Here is a 16,578-nt window from a genome sequence, read left to right on the forward strand (position 1 = left end):
CAGATAATCTGATCACCATGCTCACCCTTCGACAGATCCGCTATTTCGAGGCCCTGGCGCGGCTCGGCCATTTCGGCCGGGCGGCGGAGGATTGTGGCGTCACCCAACCGGCGCTGTCCATGCAGATCCGCGAGATGGAGGAGATGCTGCGCGTCAAGCTGGTGGAGCGCACGCCCGCCGGCGTCCGCCTCACCCCCATCGGTGAGGATGCGGCGGTGCGGGCCCGCGCGCTGCTGGCGGGAGTGAGCGATTTCGAGCGGTCGCTGCGCGATCATGGCCGGCTCTTGCAGGGGCGGCTGCGGCTCGGCGTCATCGCCTCGGTGGGGCCCTATTTGCTGCCCCGCCTCCTGCCCGAGCTGGCACGGCGCTTCCCCAAGGTGGAGATCGCGCTTAGCGAAAGCCTCACCGAGCATCTGGTCGGCGAGCTGGTGCATGGGGATCTCGACGTGGTGATCCTCAGCCTGCCCTTGGTCCACCCCGCCTTGGAGACCCGGGCGCTGTTCGACGATCCGTTCGTGCTGGCGGTGCCGGAGGTGGCGGAGGGCTACCCGGGCCCGGTGGTGCGCGCCGATGCGGTGGATCCCGACGGCCTGCTGCTGCTGGAGGACGGCCACTGCCTGCGCGATCAGGCGCTCAACGTGTGCCGCCATGCGGATGCGCGGCGGCTGCGGCGGTTCGGCGCTTCCAGCCTCTCCACTCTGGCGCAGCTGGTGGCCAACGGCCAGGGCGTGACGCTGCTGCCGGACATGTTCGTGCGCTCGGAAGGCATCAGCCTGCCGCGGGTGCGGCTCATTCCGTTCGCGCCGCCGGCGCCGTTCCGCACCATCGGCCTCGCCTGGCGCCGGACCCTGCCGTTTCCCGAGGATGTGGAGGCGTTGGCGCAGGCGATCACCGCCAGCCAGCCGTGAGTGGTGTCCGGCTGATCCGCGGCCCGATTTCCGGTGGGAGCGGGCCTGCCCTGCATCACGCCCGCCTTGCGCGCGAAGGCGTTCGCGGCTAAGCCGCGCGGACAGGCGCGGCACGCGCCACAAGCCCAACCAGGTCGGGGCGTGGAGCGTATCGCTCGGCGAAGCGCCGCCCTGCCGCGAGGACCCGATGGCTCAGGACGGACTTTCCTATCGCGACGCGGGCGTCGATATCGACGCCGGCAATCGCCTCGTCGATCTCATCAAGCCGCTGGTGAAGGCCACCGCCCGCCGCGGCGCCGACGCCGATATCGGCGGGTTCGGCGGCGTGTTCGATCTGAAGGCCGCCGGCTTCAACGATCCGCTGCTGGTGGCCACCACCGACGGTGTGGGCACCAAGCTCAAGATCGCCATCGAAACCGGGGTGCACGACACCATCGGCATCGACCTCGTCGCCATGTGCGTGAACGATCTGGTGGTGCAGGGGGCCGAGCCCCTGTTCTTCCTCGATTATTTCGCCACCGGCCGGCTGGCGCCGGATGTGGGCGCCCACATCGTCGCCGGCATCGCCCGGGCCTGCAAGGAAGCCGGCTGCGCCCTGGTGGGCGGCGAGACCGCCGAGATGCCGGGCATGTATGGCGATGGCGACTATGACCTCGCCGGCTTCTCGGTGGGCGCGGTGGAGCGCGGTGACCTGCTGCCGCGCCCCGATGTGGCCCCCGGCGACGTCATTCTGGGCCTTGGCTCGGCCGGCGTGCATTCCAACGGCTATTCCCTGGTGCGCCGCATCGTCGAGCGGTCCGGTCTCGGCTGGGAGGCGCCGGCCCCGTTTGCCCCGGCCCAGAGCCTGGGCGCGGCGCTCCTCACCCCCACCCGGCTCTATGTGAAGAGCACGCTGGCGGTGATCCGGGCCACCGGCGCGGTGAAGGCGCTTGCCCATGTCACCGGCGGCGGCATCACCGAGAACCTGCCGCGGGTGCTGCCCAAGGGCACCATCGCCCGCATCGACCTCACCAATCTGATCGTGCCGCCGGTGTTCCGCTGGCTCGCCAGCGTCGGGCAGGTGGCGCCGGAGGAGATGCTGCGCGCCTTCAACTGCGGCGTGGGCATGGCGGTGGTGGTGCCGGCGGAGCTGGAGGAGAAGGTGGCGGACGCCTTCGCCGCGGCGGGCGAGACGGTGGTTCGCCTGGGCGTCATCGAGCCCGGCGCGGGCGCGGCCCATGTGGTCTATGAGGGCGCGGCCGATTTCGGGTTCACGGCATGAGCGCAACCGTGACGGCCGCCGGCCGCAAGCGGGCGGCGGTGCTTATTTCCGGGCGCGGCTCCAACATGGCGGCGCTGGTCGAGGCGGCCGCCCGGCCGGGCTTTCCGGCGGAGATCGCCCTGGTGCTCTCCAACCGTGCCGATGCGGCCGGGCTGGACTTCGCCAAGGCCCATGGCATTCCCACCAAGGTTCTGAGCCACAAGGGCTTTGCCGATCGCCAGGCGTTCGACGAGGCGCTGGACGCGGTGCTGCGCGACGACGGCATCGAGATCGTCTGCCTGGCCGGCTTCATGCGGCTGCTCACCCCCTGGCTGGTGGAGCGCTGGCGCGACCGGATGATCAATGTGCATCCCTCGCTCCTGCCCGCCTTCAAGGGCCTGCACACCCATGAGCGGGCGCTGGAGCTGGGCGTGCGCTTCCATGGCTGCACGGTGCATTTCGTGCGCGCGGAAATGGATGAGGGGCCCATCATCCTGCAGGCGGCGGTGCCCATCGAGACCGACGACACGCCGGATGTTCTGGCTGCCCGGGTGCTGACCCAGGAACACCTGATCTACCCCAAGGGCCTCGAACTGCTGGCCGCCGGCCGCCTCACGGTGGCCGACGAACGGGTGGCCATCGCCGGCGTGGAGCCCGGCCTCAAGCCGCTGATCGCCCCGAAGGTGTGAGGGCGGGGCCGTCGGCCGTCAATGGTTCGACGCGGTGGTCTGCGGTGTGTTCAGCCAGCCCCAGCGATTGTTGCGGTAGACCAGGCTCCAGTCGCCATATTTCATGAAGGCGACGGTGGGGGACCTGTCGTTCTGGGTTGGCGGGCCGAGGGGGGTCGTGTCGGCCTTGGGCTCGGCGGGGTTGCGGGGCGGCACCGGGTAAAGGCTCAGCCTGCCGTCGCTGGCCAGGGTGAGCGCGCTGCCGCCGCTGAGAGCGTTGAACTGCGCGCCGTCCAACTGGTTGAACTTCTCGAGCTCATTCCTGTCGAAAGCGAGTGCCACGGCGATGTGGTGGGGAAAGCGGTAATGGCGGGCGCTGTCCACCGTCAGGGCCAGCAGCTTGCCATAGGATTCGGCGATCAGGTCCTTGTCGGCGTCGGCGCGGGTCTGTCGCCATTTCTGCAGCACCACCGCGCGGATATAATGAACATACGCTTCCGCAGCGGTCTGCTCCGGCGCCGAGAGCGCGCCCCTGGTGGCGCTGATCTGCTGGAGCCGCGTCCTGATGTCGGCCACATCCGCATTGGTCAGGTCATCGGCGAAGAAATATTCGTAGATGGCGTTGTACAGCATGCGGGCATAAGCGTCGGCCAGCTGTGCTTTCTGGAGGGTGTCGCGACTGGTCCGCAACTGGTCCTCGATACTCTGCTGGATCTCACGCGCGGGGTAGTTTGCGACCACCAGCTGGGCGCTGGTGCGCACTGTCGCGTCGTTGGCCGAGAGGCTGGCGATGACTGCCTTGCGCAGCTTGTCGCTCCAGGGCAGCGCGATTGAGAGGTCGCGCATGCGTCCGGGCCGGGCCGGCTGGGCGGGCGCCGCGCAGCGTCCGGCCCGCTGGGCCCGATTGGCGATGGAGATGGACCAGCACAGATCCACCTCGGACGTGACGGCGCGCACCAGATCCAGGAGCTGCCTCTGGGTGTCCACCGCCTCTGTCGAGAGCGTGGGCTCGGCGGCAAGGTCGGCGAGCCGGTCGGCGATGCGATTGCGGGCGCAGGACCATTGTTCCACGACGGTCTTGAGCTGATCCTTCTCGATGGTGAGTTGGTCGATGATCCGATCGACGGCTGCGTTTGCCGCCATTTGATCACACGCGCGAGTGGCGTGGCCGGTCGTGCGCTTCGTCGGGATCGTCGTCGCAGGCTCCGGCGTCATCGGGAGGGAGGAGCGGACAACCTCCGTATCGCTGATCTGCATGGACTTCTCGCTTGGCGACACACTTTCTCCGGGAGTGGCGCCCCCACGCGGCACCGCCGCGGGCGAGCCCCGGACATAGACGGCGATTTGTGACCGCTTCCAACTGCTGGCCATGGACCTGAATTGTTCCACCGGCCCGAGCGGCACCACCCAGATGTCCTTCGTGACGCGAACCGGAATCGTGTCGGTCTCTGTGGATGACGCCGCGCTGAGCATCGTGGACTGCGCCAGGACAGACTGAGGGACTAGCGTCGGCTGAGCCTCTCTCACCTCCAGGCACGACGTGGCCGAGACTTCCTGTCGTGTCCGGTCCGGATTTAGACCGTTGCTGTCGCGGATGGCGTCGATGGCAACCTCACTGGCGAAGTTGAGGGCATGGATCGGGTCGTTTCCATTGTTCCCCTCGGTCTTGACGAGATAAACATCCTTTTCCGGCGCTGGAGGACTATATTGATAAAAAATATTCAACGTGCACAAGGCCTTGATATTTTTTCCGTTTATGATGCTGAAAAATTCGATAGATGGTTGAAAATTTTCGATTCGTGAAAGAAAAATGGTAATGTTTCCTTCGGAGTTTCCAAGGAGTGTGGAGTCGTCTGTCGAGATCAGTTTCGAGTTTTTCTGCGATGGAATGCGGGCGAAGACCAGGGGGGATTTATCTTGGGCCATCCCCCATCCTGAAACGTGGCGGAAATTGCGAATGACGAAAGCGGCCTGATCCGCGTTGCAGGTGCCGGGAACGGTCGCAAGCACGATGATGATGCACAGCACGAAGGCGCCGGCGCCGCCTGCGGCGCGCATGGGGATGCCGAAGACCGTGCCCCTCAGGCCCACGGTGCCGCCCAAGGCCGCCAGAAAGCAGCCCACCGCCGTGGCGATGATGAATGCCGACGTCACCCGGGAGAGTTCACAGGAGAAACGCAGGGTCGTGACCGCCCACAGCGCCACCAGCAGCATGATGATGGTGACCAGGGCCACGCCCAGCATCATCATCGGGTGATGGCCGGAGATGCGCTCCACGGGAATGTCGTCTTCGGCGCGACGTCCACGGGGCTGTCCCGAACGCCCGCGCCTGTCGCCGCGCGGCGGGGGGGATGCGCTTGATCCCTCGGTCGCATCACCCCGTGTCGGGCCCGGTTCGGTGCCCGTGGGAGTGGGGTTGGAGGAGGCCGCGGCTGCGGTGTCGTCGGTGTCTTGCGGGCACATGGTCGGCCCCCCGATGATCTGGGCAGCTACAACCATAAATATATAAATTGATATTAATCAACTCTTAACTTTTTGCCGCACCCGCACGCGGTTGTCGTGGAAGGCGGCGCCGCCCACCGGGGCGACCGGGTCGGCGCCGGTCAAGGTGTTGATGCCGCGACCGCCGGCGTGGGCGCGGTTGGGTTGGATCTGCTCGGACACCACCACCCCGCGCCGCACGCCCGCGAACAGCCGCAGTTCAAGCTGCACCTGGCCGCGGGCGCTCTCCACCTCCACCGGATCACCGGCGGCAAGGCCCAGCATGGCGGCGTCGTCCGGATGCATCAGCAGCGACGGCGGGCCTTCCCGCTCCGCCGAGGTCGCGGTTTCCGTGAAGGTGGAATTGAGGAAGCTGCGGGCCGGCGCGGTGACGAGGCGGAACGGGTAATCGGATGTCGCCTCCTCGATCACGTCCCAATGGTCGGGCAACGCGGGCATCTGCGCCACCGGGCCGAACTTGCCCGGCGCCGCGAACGGCAGGCCGGCCCAGTCGGCGGCGAAATGGAAGCGCTTGTCGCCATGGCCGAAGCCATCGAGGAAATGGGCGGTCTCGAACGGCTCGTGCACATCAAGGAAGCGCGCTGCCTCCAGCTCTGCGAGGCTGCCGCGGCCGCTCATCCGCAAGGTCTCGTCGATGATCTCGCGCGGGCTGAGGGTGAAGCCCCGATGGTGGGCGCCGAGCCGGCCGGCCAGGGCGCAGACCACCTCGTGGTTGGACCGGCACGCGCCCGGCGGCTCGACCAGCTTGGGGCCGAACAGCACATGGGGGTGCCCGCCGGCCTGATAGAGGTCGTCATGCTCGGTGAACATGGTGGCGGGCAGCACGATGTCGGCCATGCGGGCGGTGTCGGTCATGAACTGCTCATGGGCCACCACGAACAGGTCGTCGCGGGCGAAGCCGGCGCGCACCTTCTCCTGCTCCGGCGCCACCACCACCGGATTGGTGTTCTGGATGAACAGCGCCGCCACCTTCGGTCCGGCCCCCAGGGCCTCGGCATCGCCGGTGAGGATGGGGCCGATGCGCGACTGGTCCAGGGCGCGGGTCGCGGGATCGCGCACGTCCAGGCCCTCGATGAGGGTCTTGTTCCAGCCGTAGATGCCGGACAGCGTGTGCACGGCGCCGCCGCCAAGCTGCTGCCAGGCCCCCGTCACCACCGGAATGGAGGCCACCGCGTGCATGTTCACCGCCCCGTTGCGCGAGCGTGAGACGCCGTAGCCGATGCGGAAGAAGGCGCGGGGCGTCGCCCCCACCAGCGCCGCATAGGCCTCGATCTCCGCTTCCGGCAAGCCGGTGATGGCCGCCGCCCACGCCGGGGTGCGGCTGGCGACATGGGCTTCCAGCTCGGCGGTGTCGCGGGCGTAGCCATCGAGATAGGCGCGGTCGGCGTGGTCGTCGCGGAACAGCACGTGCATGACCGCGCAGGCGAGCGCGCCATCGGTGCCGGGGCGGATCAGCAGGGGAATGTCCGCCTGCTCCATGGTGGGGGTGCGGTAGACGTCGACCACCGCGATCCTGGCGCCGCGCTCCTTGCGGGCCTTGATGGCGTGGGTCATCACATTGACCTGGGTGGACACGGCGTTGGTGCCCCACAGGGTGATGAGGTCGGCCTGCGCCATCTCCCGCGGATCGGCGCCCGAGAGCCGCCCGGCACCGGCCAGATAGCCGCTCCAGGCGGGGTTTACGCAGATGGTGGAGAAGAAGCGGGAATAGCCCTTGGCATGGGTCAGCCGGCTGATGCCGTCGCGCATCACCAGACCCATGGTCCCGGCATAATAATAGGGCCAGATGGATTGGGCGCCGTGGGCCCGCTCGGCGGCCAGCAGGCCGTCCGCCACGAGGTCGAGGGCCTCGTCCCAGGAGATGGGGGTGAACTGGCCTGAGCCCTTGGGCCCGGTGCGCTTGAGCGGCGTCAGCAGCCGGTCGGGATGGTTGGCGCGCTCGGCATAGCGGGCGACCTTGGCGCAGATGACGCCGGCGGTATAGCTGTTGTCGCGGGCGCCCCGCACCCGGCCGATGCGGCCTGTGGGCTCGATCTCCACCTCCAGCGCGCAGGTGGAGGGGCAGTCGTGCGGGCAGGCGGAGGCGCGCACGAGAGGCCGGGAGGGGACGGGACGGGAAACGGCGGGGGCCGGCGGGGCAACACGGCTGATCATGCCCGCACCTTAGACAAAGGACAAACCGCCGTCGCCTGCTTTCCGCAGGCCCCGGCGGCCAGGCCGGGGCTTACGCCTCGGCCTCCGCCTTGTCGCCACGGCGGCGCAGGTAGAGCCCGAGGCCCACGACGAACACCGCGCCGATGGTGGAGGCGAGGTAGCGGGGCAAAGCGGCGGGATGGGCGCCGTGATCGTCCACCGCCACCAGGGAGGGATCGAGATGGGCCAGGCCCTGCAGGGACAGAGCATCACCCACCAGCATCTCGCCGGCGATCCAGCCGAGCAGCGCCGCGCCCGCCCAGATGAGCAGCGGGAAGCGGGTGAGCAGCCGCAGCAGGATCTGCGAGCCGAACACGATCAGCGGAATGGTGAGCAGCAGGCCGAAGATGAACAGCTCGGGGTGGCCGCGGGAGGCGGCGGCGATGGCCACCACATTGTCGAGGCTCATCACCGCATCGGCGATGGCGATGGTGCGCACCGCCTTGAACAGAGTGTCCGCCGCCTTCACCTCATGGGCATCGCCATCACCATCTGTGGCGAGCTTCAGGGCGATCCACAGCAGCAGCAGGCCGCCCACGATCTTCAGAAACGGGATGCCCAGCAGCAGCGAGACCGCCAGGGCGAACAGAATGCGCAGCACCACGGCGGCGCCGGCGCCCAGAATGATGCCCCAGGTGCGCTGGGATTTCGGCAGGGAGCGGCAGGCCAGGGCGATCACCACCGCATTGTCGCCGGACAACAGCAGGTCGATCCAGACCACCTGGAGCAGCGAGACCCAGAAGGTGGGGGCGGTGAAATCCATGGGCGTTCCCGTCGGGTGGGCGATGATTCCAAACGCGGGGCGCGGCCGGCGATTGGGTCAGGGCTGGGCGCAGGTTGAGGCGGCGGGGCAGCCCGTGTCCGCCGCATGGGCAGGTGTCTTAAGGGGCAGCACCCGTGGCGTCCAGGCGCAAACGGTTGCGGTTTTGCTCCGCGACACGCTCCGCACGATGGGCGTCGGCCGGGCCGGTGGGCATGATGGCCGGAGCGTGTAAGCCGGGGCCCGGACGCGCCGGGCCCCGGGGTCAGCCTCAGCCGACGATCTCGTTGCCGGCGAAGAACTGGGCGATTTCCACCGCGGCGTTCTCGGCGCTGTCGGAGCCATGGGCCGAGTTGGCCTCGATGGATTCGGCGAACAGCTTGCGAATGGTGCCGTCGGCGGCGTTGGCCGGGTTGGTGGCGCCCATCACGTCGCGATACTTGGCGATGGCGCCCTCGGCCTCCAGCACCTGCACCACCACCGGACCGGAGGTCATGAAGGCGACGAGGTCGTTGAAGAAGGGCCGCTCCTTGTGAACGGCATAAAAGGTCTCGGCCTGGGCCTTGGTCATCAGCACGCGCTTCTGCGCGACAATGCGCAAGCCGGCCTTCTCGATCACGGCGTTGACGGCGCCGGTGAGATTGCGACGGGTCGCGTCGGGCTTGATGATCGAGAAGGTGCGCTCGATCGCCATGGGGATCGTCCTGTTCTGCTTGGGGAATGAAACGCCGCGCAAGGGCGGGATGGCGCGGCTCTTAGCAGCCGCGCCGGTGCGGGGCAAGCTGGGGCGGCGCGGGGCACCCTTGCCTGTGGCGGAGCGGACCGGTTCAGCGCGGGGGCGTTTCCGGCGGCGGTGTGTCGCGCAGCAGGGCGCCGATGGCGCGATCGACCGCCGCATCGGCGCAGAACGCCACCGGCACGCCCAGCACGCGGGGCCAGAACAGTGGTTCCTTGATCGCCCCCAGAAACTGGGCGGCCGCCAGGGTCGGGTCGAGGCCCGGCGAGAGCCGGCCGGCGGCGGCCAGGCTGGCCAGATAGGTGGCGAGCCCTTTCACCGCCGGTTCCTTGCCGGCGGCGAAATAGGCGCGGGACAATTCCGGAAAGCGCGGCGCCTCGGCGATCACCAGCCGCAGCAGGGGAATCACGTCCGGCCGGTCCCAATGGGCCTTGAGGCGGTCCACATAAGCGGAAAGTTCCTGGCGCGGGTTGGCGCCGGCCTCCGCCGGCAGCACCGGCGCGCGGGTGAAATGGGACCAGGCCTCGTCGATGACGGCGGCGAACAGATCCGCCTTGCTGGCGAAGTGGTGATAGAGAGTGCGCTTGGAGACCGGTGCGGCCGCCGCCACCGCATCCATGGACGTGCCTTCGTAGCCCTTCTCCAGGAAGAGCAGGCGGGCGGCCTTGCGGATGCGCACGGCGGCGCCGCGCTTGTCGGCCACCGGCGGCTTGTCGGCGCAGGGCGGTGGGCTGGCGGGCGAAGGGGCGGCGGTTCCGCCGGGAGGAGGGGTCTCAGGCATTGACAAAGTAAACGGTACGGTGTAGTTTACATTTCAGTCCCCCGCCATTCGGCGCCGGACTCATCCTTTTCCCACATTCGAGAGGTCCCACCATGGACCATCCTTCTCTGGACCACCGCCCGCTTGGTCGCTCGGGTGTCACCGTGTCCGCCATCGGCCTCGGCTGCATGGGCATGTCCGAATTCTACGGCCCCAGCGACGACAATCAATCTCTGGAAACCCTGGCCGCGGCGCTCGATCTCGGCATCACCTTTTTCGACACCGCCGACATGTATGGCGTGGGCGCCAACGAGCGTCTGCTCGGGCGCTTCCTCAAGGGCCGTCGTGACCGCGTGGTGCTGGCCACCAAGTTCGGCAATGTCCGTGGGCCGAAGGGGGAGCGGCTCGGTGTCTGCGGTACGCCGGACTATGTGAAAAGCGCCTGCGACGCCAGCCTCGACCGGCTCGGCATCGACACCATCGATCTTTACTATCAGCACCGGGTGGACCCCAACACGCCCATCGAGGAGACGGTGGGGGCCATGAAGGCGCTGGTGGAGGCGGGCAAGGTGCGCTTCCTCGGCCTCTCCGAATGTTCCGTGGAGACCTTGCGGCGCGCTCACAAGGTGCATCCCATCACCGCGGTGCAGACCGAATACTCCCTATGGAGCCGCGAGCCCGAGCAGGAGATGCTGGAGGTCTGCCGCGAACTCGGTATCGCCTTCGTCGCCTACAGTCCGCTCGGCCGCTCGTTCCTGACCGGGGCGGTCTCCTCCCCCGACGCGCTGGCCTCCGACGATTTCCGCCGTGCCAATCCGCGCTTTTCCGGCGAGGCCTTCGCTCAGAACCACAAACTGGTGGAGGCGCTGGCGGATTTCGCCTCCGCCAAGGGGGCGACCAACGCCCAGATCGCCTTGGCGTGGATCCTGAACAAGCAGGAGCACGTCATCCCCATTCCGGGCACGCGGCGGATTAAGTACCTCACGGAGAACGTGGCCGCGACCTTCATCCGCCTCACGCCGGCGGAGCTCGCCACCCTCGACGGCCTGTTTGCGCCGGCGGCGGTGGCCGGCACCCGCTATGCGGCGCCGGCCATGGCCGGGCTTGGCCTCTAGGCTCCCGTTCGGCCGTCGGAGGTCATTCCTCCGGCGGCAGCGGGCGGGGGCGACCTGTTTCGTCGATGGCCACGAAGGTGAACACGGCTTCGGTCACCTTGGTGGTTTCCTCGCTGTCGCGGGCCCGGCGCCAGGCTTCCACCTCGATGCGCATGGAGCTGCGGCCGGACTTCACCAGGTGGCCGAACAGGCTCACCTCGTCTCCCACCACCACCGGCGACAGGAAGCTCATGGCTTCCACCGCCACCGTGGCGGCACGACCGCGCGACCGGCGCGCGGCGACGTTGCCGGCGGCCAGATCCATCTGCGACATCAGCCAGCCACCGAAAATATCGCCGCTCGGGTTGGTGTCCGCCGGCATGGCGATGGTGCGGATGACGGGGGCGCCCGCCGGCATCTTGGATTCCTTGTCGTACATCTACCCTCTCCAGCGCCCCGGCCGGTCACTCCGGGCCCCGCCGGGGCGCGCCCCTCGATTAGACAAATTTCAGGTTGGATACATCCAAATTTGATCCAGCTCAGAGAAATGGGGGCGAAGCCGTGCTCTTTTCTGCTTGTCCATGTCTTTTCGGGGCAGACAGGGCATGGATCACCGGCTCCGCCTGGCTGTGTGGGCGGAGCCGGTATCTCTTTCTTGAAATTTCTCCATTGGAATGATGGCATGAGCGTCGCGCCCATGCCGCGGCGCCGGCAACAACGGCTCTGTCATCGCCGGAGAGGTTTCATGCGCACCCTTCACCCGTCCCTGTTCCGTCGCATCGCTGCCGGCTGTGCCGTGGCCCTCATCGCCGCCGCGCCGGCGCAGGCCTGCACCCGCGCCACCTATCTCGGCGGTGACAATGTGGTGGTGACCGGCCGGTCCATGGACTGGGCGGAAGACATGCGCACCAATCTCTGGGCATTTCCCGCCGGCATCAGCCGCGATGGCGCGGCCGGGGCCAACACGCCGAAATGGGTCTCCAAATACGGCAGTGTCATCGCCTCCGGCTATGACGTGGGCACCGCCGACGGCATGAACGAGAAGGGGCTGGTGGCCAACCTGCTCTATCTCGCCGAATCCCAATATCCCGCGCCCAACGGCCGGCCGACCCTCTCCATGGCCCTGTGGGCCCAATATGTGCTCGACAATTTCGCCACCGTGGATGAAGCGGTGAAGGTGCTGGAGAAGGAGCCGTTCGTGGTTGCCACGGCGGAGTTGCCCAATGGCCGTGCCGCCCAGCTGCACCTCGCCATTTCCGATTCCAGCGGCGACAGCGCCATCTTCGAGTATCTGGACGGCAAGCTGGTGATCCACCACGGCCGGCAGTATCAGGTGATGACCAATTCGCCGTCCTACGATCAACAGCTCGCCCTCAACGCCTATTGGGCGGCCATCGGCGGCACCGTGTTCCTGCCCGGCACCTTCCGGGCGGCGGACCGGTTCGCGCGGGCGAGCTTCCTCATCAAATCCCTGCCCACCAAGGCCGAACCGGCCATCATCACCGCCGTGCCGGACCAGACCTATGACAATCAGGCGGTGGCGTCGGTGGCGAGCGTCATGCGGGCGGTGAGCGTGCCGCTGGGCTTCATCGAGCCGGGCTCCCCGAACATCGCCTCCACCCTCTGGCGGACGGTGAGCGACCAGAAGAACAAGGTCTATTTCTTCGATTCCGCCACCAGCCCCAACACCTTCTGGGTGCCGCTGAGCGATCTGGACCTGAAGCCGGGCGCACCGGTGAAGACCCTTACCCTCACCGGCGGCAGGGTCTATTCCGGCAATGCGGCCAAGCTGTTCGCACCGGCGACCCCGTTCACCTTCATGAAAGTGAACGTCAAATAGGCCCCGCCAGGGGCTGTCGCTGTGGCACCGCACCATAAACGTGGCGCATGGCACGACGGGAAGCCGCCCGCCCGCGGACATTGACTTCGGCCCCCGGCTTCCTGTATCGAACCGACTTCGCGCGGGCGCTTGCGTCCGCATTCCAACCCGACCGAAAGAAGCCCACCCTCTTCCGTCTTCTCCGGAAGCCGCAAGAGAGGCGTGGCGGAACACGAAAGCGAGACAGAATGTTCGCGGTCATTAAGGCAAACGGCAAGCAGTATCGCGTTGCCGCCGCCGATGAGATCACCATCGATCACCTCGACGCCGAGGTGGGTGCCGTGTTCACCTTCCCGGTGCTGATGCTGGGTGGCAAGGTCACCGCCGTGGGTGCTCCCCATGTGAATGGCGCCGTGGTGACCGGCGAGGTGGTCGAGCAGACCCGTGGTGACAAGGTCATCGCGTTCAAGAAGCGCCGCCGGCAGAATTCGCGCCGCAAGCGGGGCTTCCGCGCCGACCTCACCGTGGTGCGCATCACCGAGATTTCCGGCCTGGGCGAGAGCGTCAAGGCTGAGGCTAAAACCGAAGGCGCGCCGGCCCCCGAGGCCGCCGCTGGCGCCTGATCTGAACGAGGAGAGCAACAATGGCTCATAAAAAGGCAGGCGGCTCGTCCCGTAACGGTCGCGATTCCGAGAGCAAGCGCCTTGGCGTGAAGAAGTTCGGTGGCCAGGCGGTCATTCCGGGCAACATCATCGTGCGCCAGCGCGGCACCAAGTGGCATCCCGGCACCAATGTGGGCATCGGCAAGGATCACACCCTGTTCGCCCTCGTGCCCGGCAAGGTCGAGTTCCGAACCAAATCGAACGATCGCACCTACGTATCTGTCGTTCCCGCTGCCGCCGAGGCAGCTGAGTAAGACGGCGAGACCTGACAGAATGCAGGATCCCGCCGGTCTCGTAGACCCGGTGGGAACCTGAGCCAGGATCCCGAGACGCCAAAAGGATCAATGATCCGGCGCCGCGAGAACAGGGCTCCAGAACGAACCGGGGAGACGAGACGTCTTCCCGGTTTTCGTTTGTCCACCCGACTGGAGCCCGCCATGACCGTCGTTGAAACGCCCTTTGGAGCGCCGCTCGCGGAGAGCTGTATCCCCGTCCTCGAAACCGATCGGCTGGTGCTCCGCGCCCCGTGCATCGAGGACGTTCACGCCGTCGCGGAGCTCGCCAACAACCGCAAGATCGCGGAAATGACCGCGAACCTGCCCTTTCCCTATCGTCCGTCCGATGCTCATGCCTTCGTCGAGACCCTGGGCGCCACGCCCGATGCCACCACTTTTGCGCTGCTGCTGAAGGGCGGCGAGGGCCAGCTCGAGTTCATCGGCATGTGCGGTTTCGGCCGTCGCCCCACGGAGCTGGCGCCGGAGCTCGGCTATTGGGTGGGCGAGCCCTATTGGGGCCAGGGCCTGGCCACCGAGGCGGCCCGGGCCGTCATCGACTATGCCTTTTCTGAAACCAACATCGGCGTGCTTTCCGGCGCCGCGCGGGTGGTCAATCCCGCCTCGCGCCGGGTGCTGGAGAAGTGCGGCTTCCAGTGGTGCGGCGTCGGCCTGTGCCAGGTGCGCGCGCTTGGCGCCTCGGTGCCGGTGGATCGCTTCCAGCTCGATCGGCGCACCTGGGCCTCGCTGCGGGCCTGGGGCTCCACCGTGCTGCCGCATCTGCGCGCCGCCGCCCATTGAGGGCCGCTCGATGATGATCCGGCTCGGGTGCGCGGGTGGCGCGCGGGCCGGATCGGCGACGACGCGTCCGCGGCCTCTTGCGCTGCGGCGCGGCAGGGGCCATCACACGCCGGTCACCTTCGCCGGGATTTTGCCATGAGCAAGCACCATCACGATCTTCCCTACCGCCCGTGCGTGGGGCTGTGCGTCTTCAACGGGGCGGGAAAAGTCTTTCTCGGTCGTCGCATCGGCGGGCCGGAGCATGTGGACGCGACCCATTCCTGGCAATTGCCGCAGGGGGGCATCGACAAGGGCGAGGAGCCGTTCGATGCGGCCCTGCGCGAGCTCTATGAAGAAACCTCCATGCGCTCGGTGACCAAGCTCGCAGAGGTGGAGGATTGGCTGACCTACGACCTGCCGGGCCGCATCGCGGGCGAGGCGTGGAAGGGCAAGTATCGCGGTCAGACCCAGAAGTGGTTCGCTCTACGCTTCACCGGCGCCGATGGTGAGATCAACATCTCCGCCCCCGGCGGCGGCGTGCACAAGCCCGAATTCATGGATTGGCGCTGGGCCGAGCTCGAAGAGGTGGTGGATCTGGTGATCCCCTTCAAGAAGCAGGTCTATGAGGACGTGGTGCGCAACTTCCGCCGCTTCGCCGGCCTCTGACGCGTGCGGAGGGGCCGGGTGGCCCGAACCCCTCCGGACGTCGCCTCAGTCTTCCTTGTAGCCGAGGGACGGGATGCCCTGCTCGGCGCCGTAATATTTGTAAGGCAGGAACTTGCCCGACATGGTGATGCCGACCCGGTCGCCCTTCTCATTGGCCTGGCGGGTGATGTCCATGTCGAAATCGATGGCGGACATGATGCCGTCGCCGAACTCGTCCTCGATCAGCGCCTTGAGCGCCGGGCCGTTCACCAGGATCAGCTCGTAGAAGCGATAGATGAGCGGATCGGTGGGCGGCATGGGCATGCCGCGCATGGGCACCTCGTTCAGCATCTTTTCTTCCAGCTCGCTGAGGCCGAACAAGGTGGCGGCCTTCTTGGCCAGGGGCTTCACCAGCTTCATCTGGCCCAGCAGCGCGCCGGTGATGAGAACCGGGGAGATGCCGCCGATCTCCTCGCAGATATATTTCCAGCTCCAGCCCTTCTCGCGCTTGATGTCGAGGATCTTCTCGGTGAGTTCTTCACGCTTCATCGTGGTCTCCACTCGTCTTGTCTGCGTGGGGTGTGACAGGGCCGGCAGGCAACGCCGCCCGCCGGCGCCATTGGGCTATGGTGCGCCGGCGGCGAGGGTCGGAGCGGGGGCGATGTCGGCGGCCGGCGCGCCGGTGCCGATCCGCACCACGGGCGGGCGGCGCGGGTCGTAGCCGGCGGGCTCGTCATCGCGGAAGGTGCGGCTGCGGCTCACCAGGAAATCCACCAGGTGATTGCGCAGCGGGTAGTAATCAGCGGCGCGGTGGACGCTGTCGCGGGCGCGATCCTTGGGCAGCGGGTTCTCCACCACCTCGGCGATCTGCGCCTCCGGGCCATTGGTCATCAGCACGATCTTGTCGGCGAGGTAGATGGCCTCGTCCACATCGTGGGTGATCATCACCACCGTCTGGCCGGTGCGGGTGCAGATGCGCCGCACCTCGTCCTGCAGGGTGCCGCGGGTTAGGGCATCGAGGGCGGAGAAGGGCTCGTCCATGAGCAGGATCTTCGGCTCGATGGACAGCGCCCGGGCGATTCCCACCCTCTGGCGCATGCCGCCGGAGAGTTCCGCCGGCTTCTTCATCTCGCTGCCCTTGAGGCCGACGAGATCGATGAAGCGGCGGGCGCGCTCCTCCACTTCGGCCTTGCCGGCCTTGCGCCAGCGTGAGGAGACCGCATAGCCCACATTGCCCATCACGCTCTTCCAGGGCAGCAGCGCGTGGCCCTGGAAGATCACGGCGCGATCGAGGCTCGGCCCCTCGATGGCCTGGCCATCGACGATCACCGCGCCATCGGTTGGGGCTTCGAGGCCCGAGAGGATGTTGAGCACTGAGGTCTTGCCGCAGCCGGAATGGCCGATGATGCAGACGAACTCGCCGCGCGCCACCTGCAGCCACAGGTCCTCGAAGATGGTGGTGAGGCCGCCTTCGCGCTTGGGATAGCGCCGGGAAATGCCTTCGATGGAGATGAACTTGGGGTTCTGTTCGACCATGGC

The 16,578-nt window shown here is 67.4% G+C and carries 17 protein-coding genes; 9 read left to right on the plus strand and 8 right to left on the minus strand.

What is annotated here, in order from left to right:
* Positions 1-17 precede the first annotated feature (17 nt).
* From ACU4E7_RS08905 to purN, 3 genes are all read left to right on the plus strand, one after another.
* A complete protein-coding gene (locus ACU4E7_RS08905) occupies positions 18-908 on the plus strand; it encodes a hydrogen peroxide-inducible genes activator (RefSeq protein WP_238122101.1) in 891 nt (296 codons plus the stop codon).
* A 187-nt stretch (positions 909-1,095) separates the two neighbouring features.
* Positions 1,096-2,169: a phosphoribosylformylglycinamidine cyclo-ligase gene (gene purM, locus ACU4E7_RS08910; RefSeq protein ID WP_238122100.1), complete on the plus strand. Its 1,074-nt coding sequence runs from the start codon at positions 1,096-1,098 to the stop codon at positions 2,167-2,169.
* On the plus strand, positions 2,166-2,837 hold the full coding sequence (gene purN, locus ACU4E7_RS08915; protein WP_238122099.1) for a phosphoribosylglycinamide formyltransferase: 672 nt from the start codon (positions 2,166-2,168) through the stop codon (positions 2,835-2,837). Before purM ends, purN begins: the two co-directional genes overlap by 4 nt.
* A gap of 18 nt (positions 2,838-2,855) precedes the next feature.
* Here purN and ACU4E7_RS08920 read toward each other — a convergent pair whose 3' ends face one another.
* From ACU4E7_RS08920 to ACU4E7_RS08940, 5 genes are all read right to left on the minus strand, one after another.
* A complete protein-coding gene (locus ACU4E7_RS08920; protein ID WP_447021299.1) occupies positions 2,856-5,093 on the minus strand; it encodes a QueT transporter family protein in 2,238 nt (745 codons plus the stop codon).
* A 243-nt stretch (positions 5,094-5,336) separates the two neighbouring features.
* Complete coding sequence (locus ACU4E7_RS08925) at positions 5,337-7,472, minus strand: molybdopterin-containing oxidoreductase family protein (RefSeq protein WP_447021300.1); 2,136 nt, start codon at positions 7,470-7,472, stop codon at positions 5,337-5,339.
* Positions 7,473-7,542: 70 nt separating this feature from the next.
* On the minus strand, positions 7,543-8,274 hold the full coding sequence (locus ACU4E7_RS08930; RefSeq protein WP_447021301.1) for a TerC family protein: 732 nt from the start codon (positions 8,272-8,274) through the stop codon (positions 7,543-7,545).
* 268 nt (positions 8,275-8,542) lie between these two features.
* Positions 8,543-8,965 carry a nucleoside-diphosphate kinase gene (ndk, locus tag ACU4E7_RS08935; RefSeq protein ID WP_238122095.1) on the minus strand — a complete coding sequence of 141 codons (423 nt, stop codon included), beginning with the start codon at positions 8,963-8,965 and terminating at the stop codon, positions 8,543-8,545.
* Between the two features lie 133 nt (positions 8,966-9,098).
* A complete protein-coding gene (locus ACU4E7_RS08940) occupies positions 9,099-9,710 on the minus strand; it encodes a TetR/AcrR family transcriptional regulator (protein ID WP_447021302.1) in 612 nt (203 codons plus the stop codon).
* A 170-nt stretch (positions 9,711-9,880) separates the two neighbouring features.
* Here ACU4E7_RS08940 and ACU4E7_RS08945 point away from each other — a divergent pair, with 170 nt between their 5' ends.
* On the plus strand, positions 9,881-10,882 hold the full coding sequence (locus ACU4E7_RS08945; protein WP_447021303.1) for an aldo/keto reductase: 1,002 nt from the start codon (positions 9,881-9,883) through the stop codon (positions 10,880-10,882).
* A gap of 22 nt (positions 10,883-10,904) precedes the next feature.
* On the opposite strand, the gene ACU4E7_RS08950 is transcribed toward ACU4E7_RS08945, so the two are convergent.
* A complete protein-coding gene (locus tag ACU4E7_RS08950; protein ID WP_238122092.1) occupies positions 10,905-11,300 on the minus strand; it encodes an acyl-CoA thioesterase in 396 nt (131 codons plus the stop codon).
* 306 nt (positions 11,301-11,606) lie between these two features.
* Between ACU4E7_RS08950 and ACU4E7_RS08955 the strand changes: the two genes are divergently transcribed.
* The 5 genes from ACU4E7_RS08955 (at position 11,607) to ACU4E7_RS08975 (ending at position 15,060) form a co-directional block, all read left to right on the plus strand.
* Entirely contained in the window at positions 11,607-12,701 is a 1,095-nt protein-coding gene (locus ACU4E7_RS08955) for a linear amide C-N hydrolase (protein WP_238122091.1), read from the plus strand.
* A gap of 227 nt (positions 12,702-12,928) precedes the next feature.
* On the plus strand, positions 12,929-13,303 hold the full coding sequence (gene rplU / locus ACU4E7_RS08960; protein ID WP_238122090.1) for a 50S ribosomal protein L21: 375 nt from the start codon (positions 12,929-12,931) through the stop codon (positions 13,301-13,303).
* A gap of 20 nt (positions 13,304-13,323) precedes the next feature.
* A complete protein-coding gene (gene rpmA, locus ACU4E7_RS08965) occupies positions 13,324-13,596 on the plus strand; it encodes a 50S ribosomal protein L27 (protein ID WP_238122089.1) in 273 nt (90 codons plus the stop codon).
* A gap of 183 nt (positions 13,597-13,779) precedes the next feature.
* Complete coding sequence (locus tag ACU4E7_RS08970; RefSeq protein ID WP_447021304.1) at positions 13,780-14,415, plus strand: GNAT family N-acetyltransferase; 636 nt, start codon at positions 13,780-13,782, stop codon at positions 14,413-14,415.
* 135 nt (positions 14,416-14,550) lie between these two features.
* On the plus strand, positions 14,551-15,060 hold the full coding sequence (locus ACU4E7_RS08975; RefSeq protein ID WP_447021305.1) for an RNA pyrophosphohydrolase: 510 nt from the start codon (positions 14,551-14,553) through the stop codon (positions 15,058-15,060).
* Between the two features lie 45 nt (positions 15,061-15,105).
* Here the strand turns inward: ACU4E7_RS08975 and cynS are convergent, their stop codons facing one another.
* On the minus strand, positions 15,106-15,588 hold the full coding sequence (gene cynS / locus ACU4E7_RS08980; protein ID WP_447021306.1) for a cyanase: 483 nt from the start codon (positions 15,586-15,588) through the stop codon (positions 15,106-15,108).
* 75 nt (positions 15,589-15,663) lie between these two features.
* The gene (locus tag ACU4E7_RS08985; RefSeq protein WP_447021307.1) at positions 15,664-16,575 is read right to left on the minus strand and encodes an ABC transporter ATP-binding protein; all 912 of its coding nucleotides are present in this window, start codon (positions 16,573-16,575) and stop codon (positions 15,664-15,666) included.
* Between the last annotated feature and the right edge of the window lie 3 nt (positions 16,576-16,578).

The organism is Xanthobacter sp. ZOL 2024 (assembly GCF_052932325.1).

Bases quoted from the DNA above. Each gene is read 5' to 3' on its own strand.
- ACU4E7_RS08905 (WP_238122101.1), top strand. From the start codon at position 18: ATGCTCACCCTTCGACAGATCCGCTATTTCGAGGCCCTGGCGCGGCTC.
- purM (WP_238122100.1), top strand. From the start codon at position 1,096: ATGGCTCAGGACGGACTTTCCTATCGCGACGCGGGCGTCGATATCGAC.
- purN (WP_238122099.1), top strand. From the start codon at position 2,166: ATGAGCGCAACCGTGACGGCCGCCGGCCGCAAGCGGGCGGCGGTGCTT.
- ACU4E7_RS08925 (WP_447021300.1), bottom strand. From the start codon at position 7,472: ATGATCAGCCGTGTTGCCCCGCCGGCCCCCGCCGTTTCCCGTCCCGTC.
- ACU4E7_RS08930 (WP_447021301.1), bottom strand. From the start codon at position 8,274: ATGGATTTCACCGCCCCCACCTTCTGGGTCTCGCTGCTCCAGGTGGTC.
- ndk (WP_238122095.1), bottom strand. From the start codon at position 8,965: ATGGCGATCGAGCGCACCTTCTCGATCATCAAGCCCGACGCGACCCGT.
- ACU4E7_RS08945 (WP_447021303.1), top strand. From the start codon at position 9,881: ATGGACCATCCTTCTCTGGACCACCGCCCGCTTGGTCGCTCGGGTGTC.
- ACU4E7_RS08950 (WP_238122092.1), bottom strand. From the start codon at position 11,300: ATGTACGACAAGGAATCCAAGATGCCGGCGGGCGCCCCCGTCATCCGC.
- ACU4E7_RS08955 (WP_238122091.1), top strand. From the start codon at position 11,607: ATGCGCACCCTTCACCCGTCCCTGTTCCGTCGCATCGCTGCCGGCTGT.
- rplU (WP_238122090.1), top strand. From the start codon at position 12,929: ATGTTCGCGGTCATTAAGGCAAACGGCAAGCAGTATCGCGTTGCCGCC.
- rpmA (WP_238122089.1), top strand. From the start codon at position 13,324: ATGGCTCATAAAAAGGCAGGCGGCTCGTCCCGTAACGGTCGCGATTCC.
- ACU4E7_RS08970 (WP_447021304.1), top strand. From the start codon at position 13,780: ATGACCGTCGTTGAAACGCCCTTTGGAGCGCCGCTCGCGGAGAGCTGT.
- ACU4E7_RS08975 (WP_447021305.1), top strand. From the start codon at position 14,551: ATGAGCAAGCACCATCACGATCTTCCCTACCGCCCGTGCGTGGGGCTG.
- cynS (WP_447021306.1), bottom strand. From the start codon at position 15,588: ATGAAGCGTGAAGAACTCACCGAGAAGATCCTCGACATCAAGCGCGAG.
- ACU4E7_RS08985 (WP_447021307.1), bottom strand. From the start codon at position 16,575: ATGGTCGAACAGAACCCCAAGTTCATCTCCATCGAAGGCATTTCCCGG.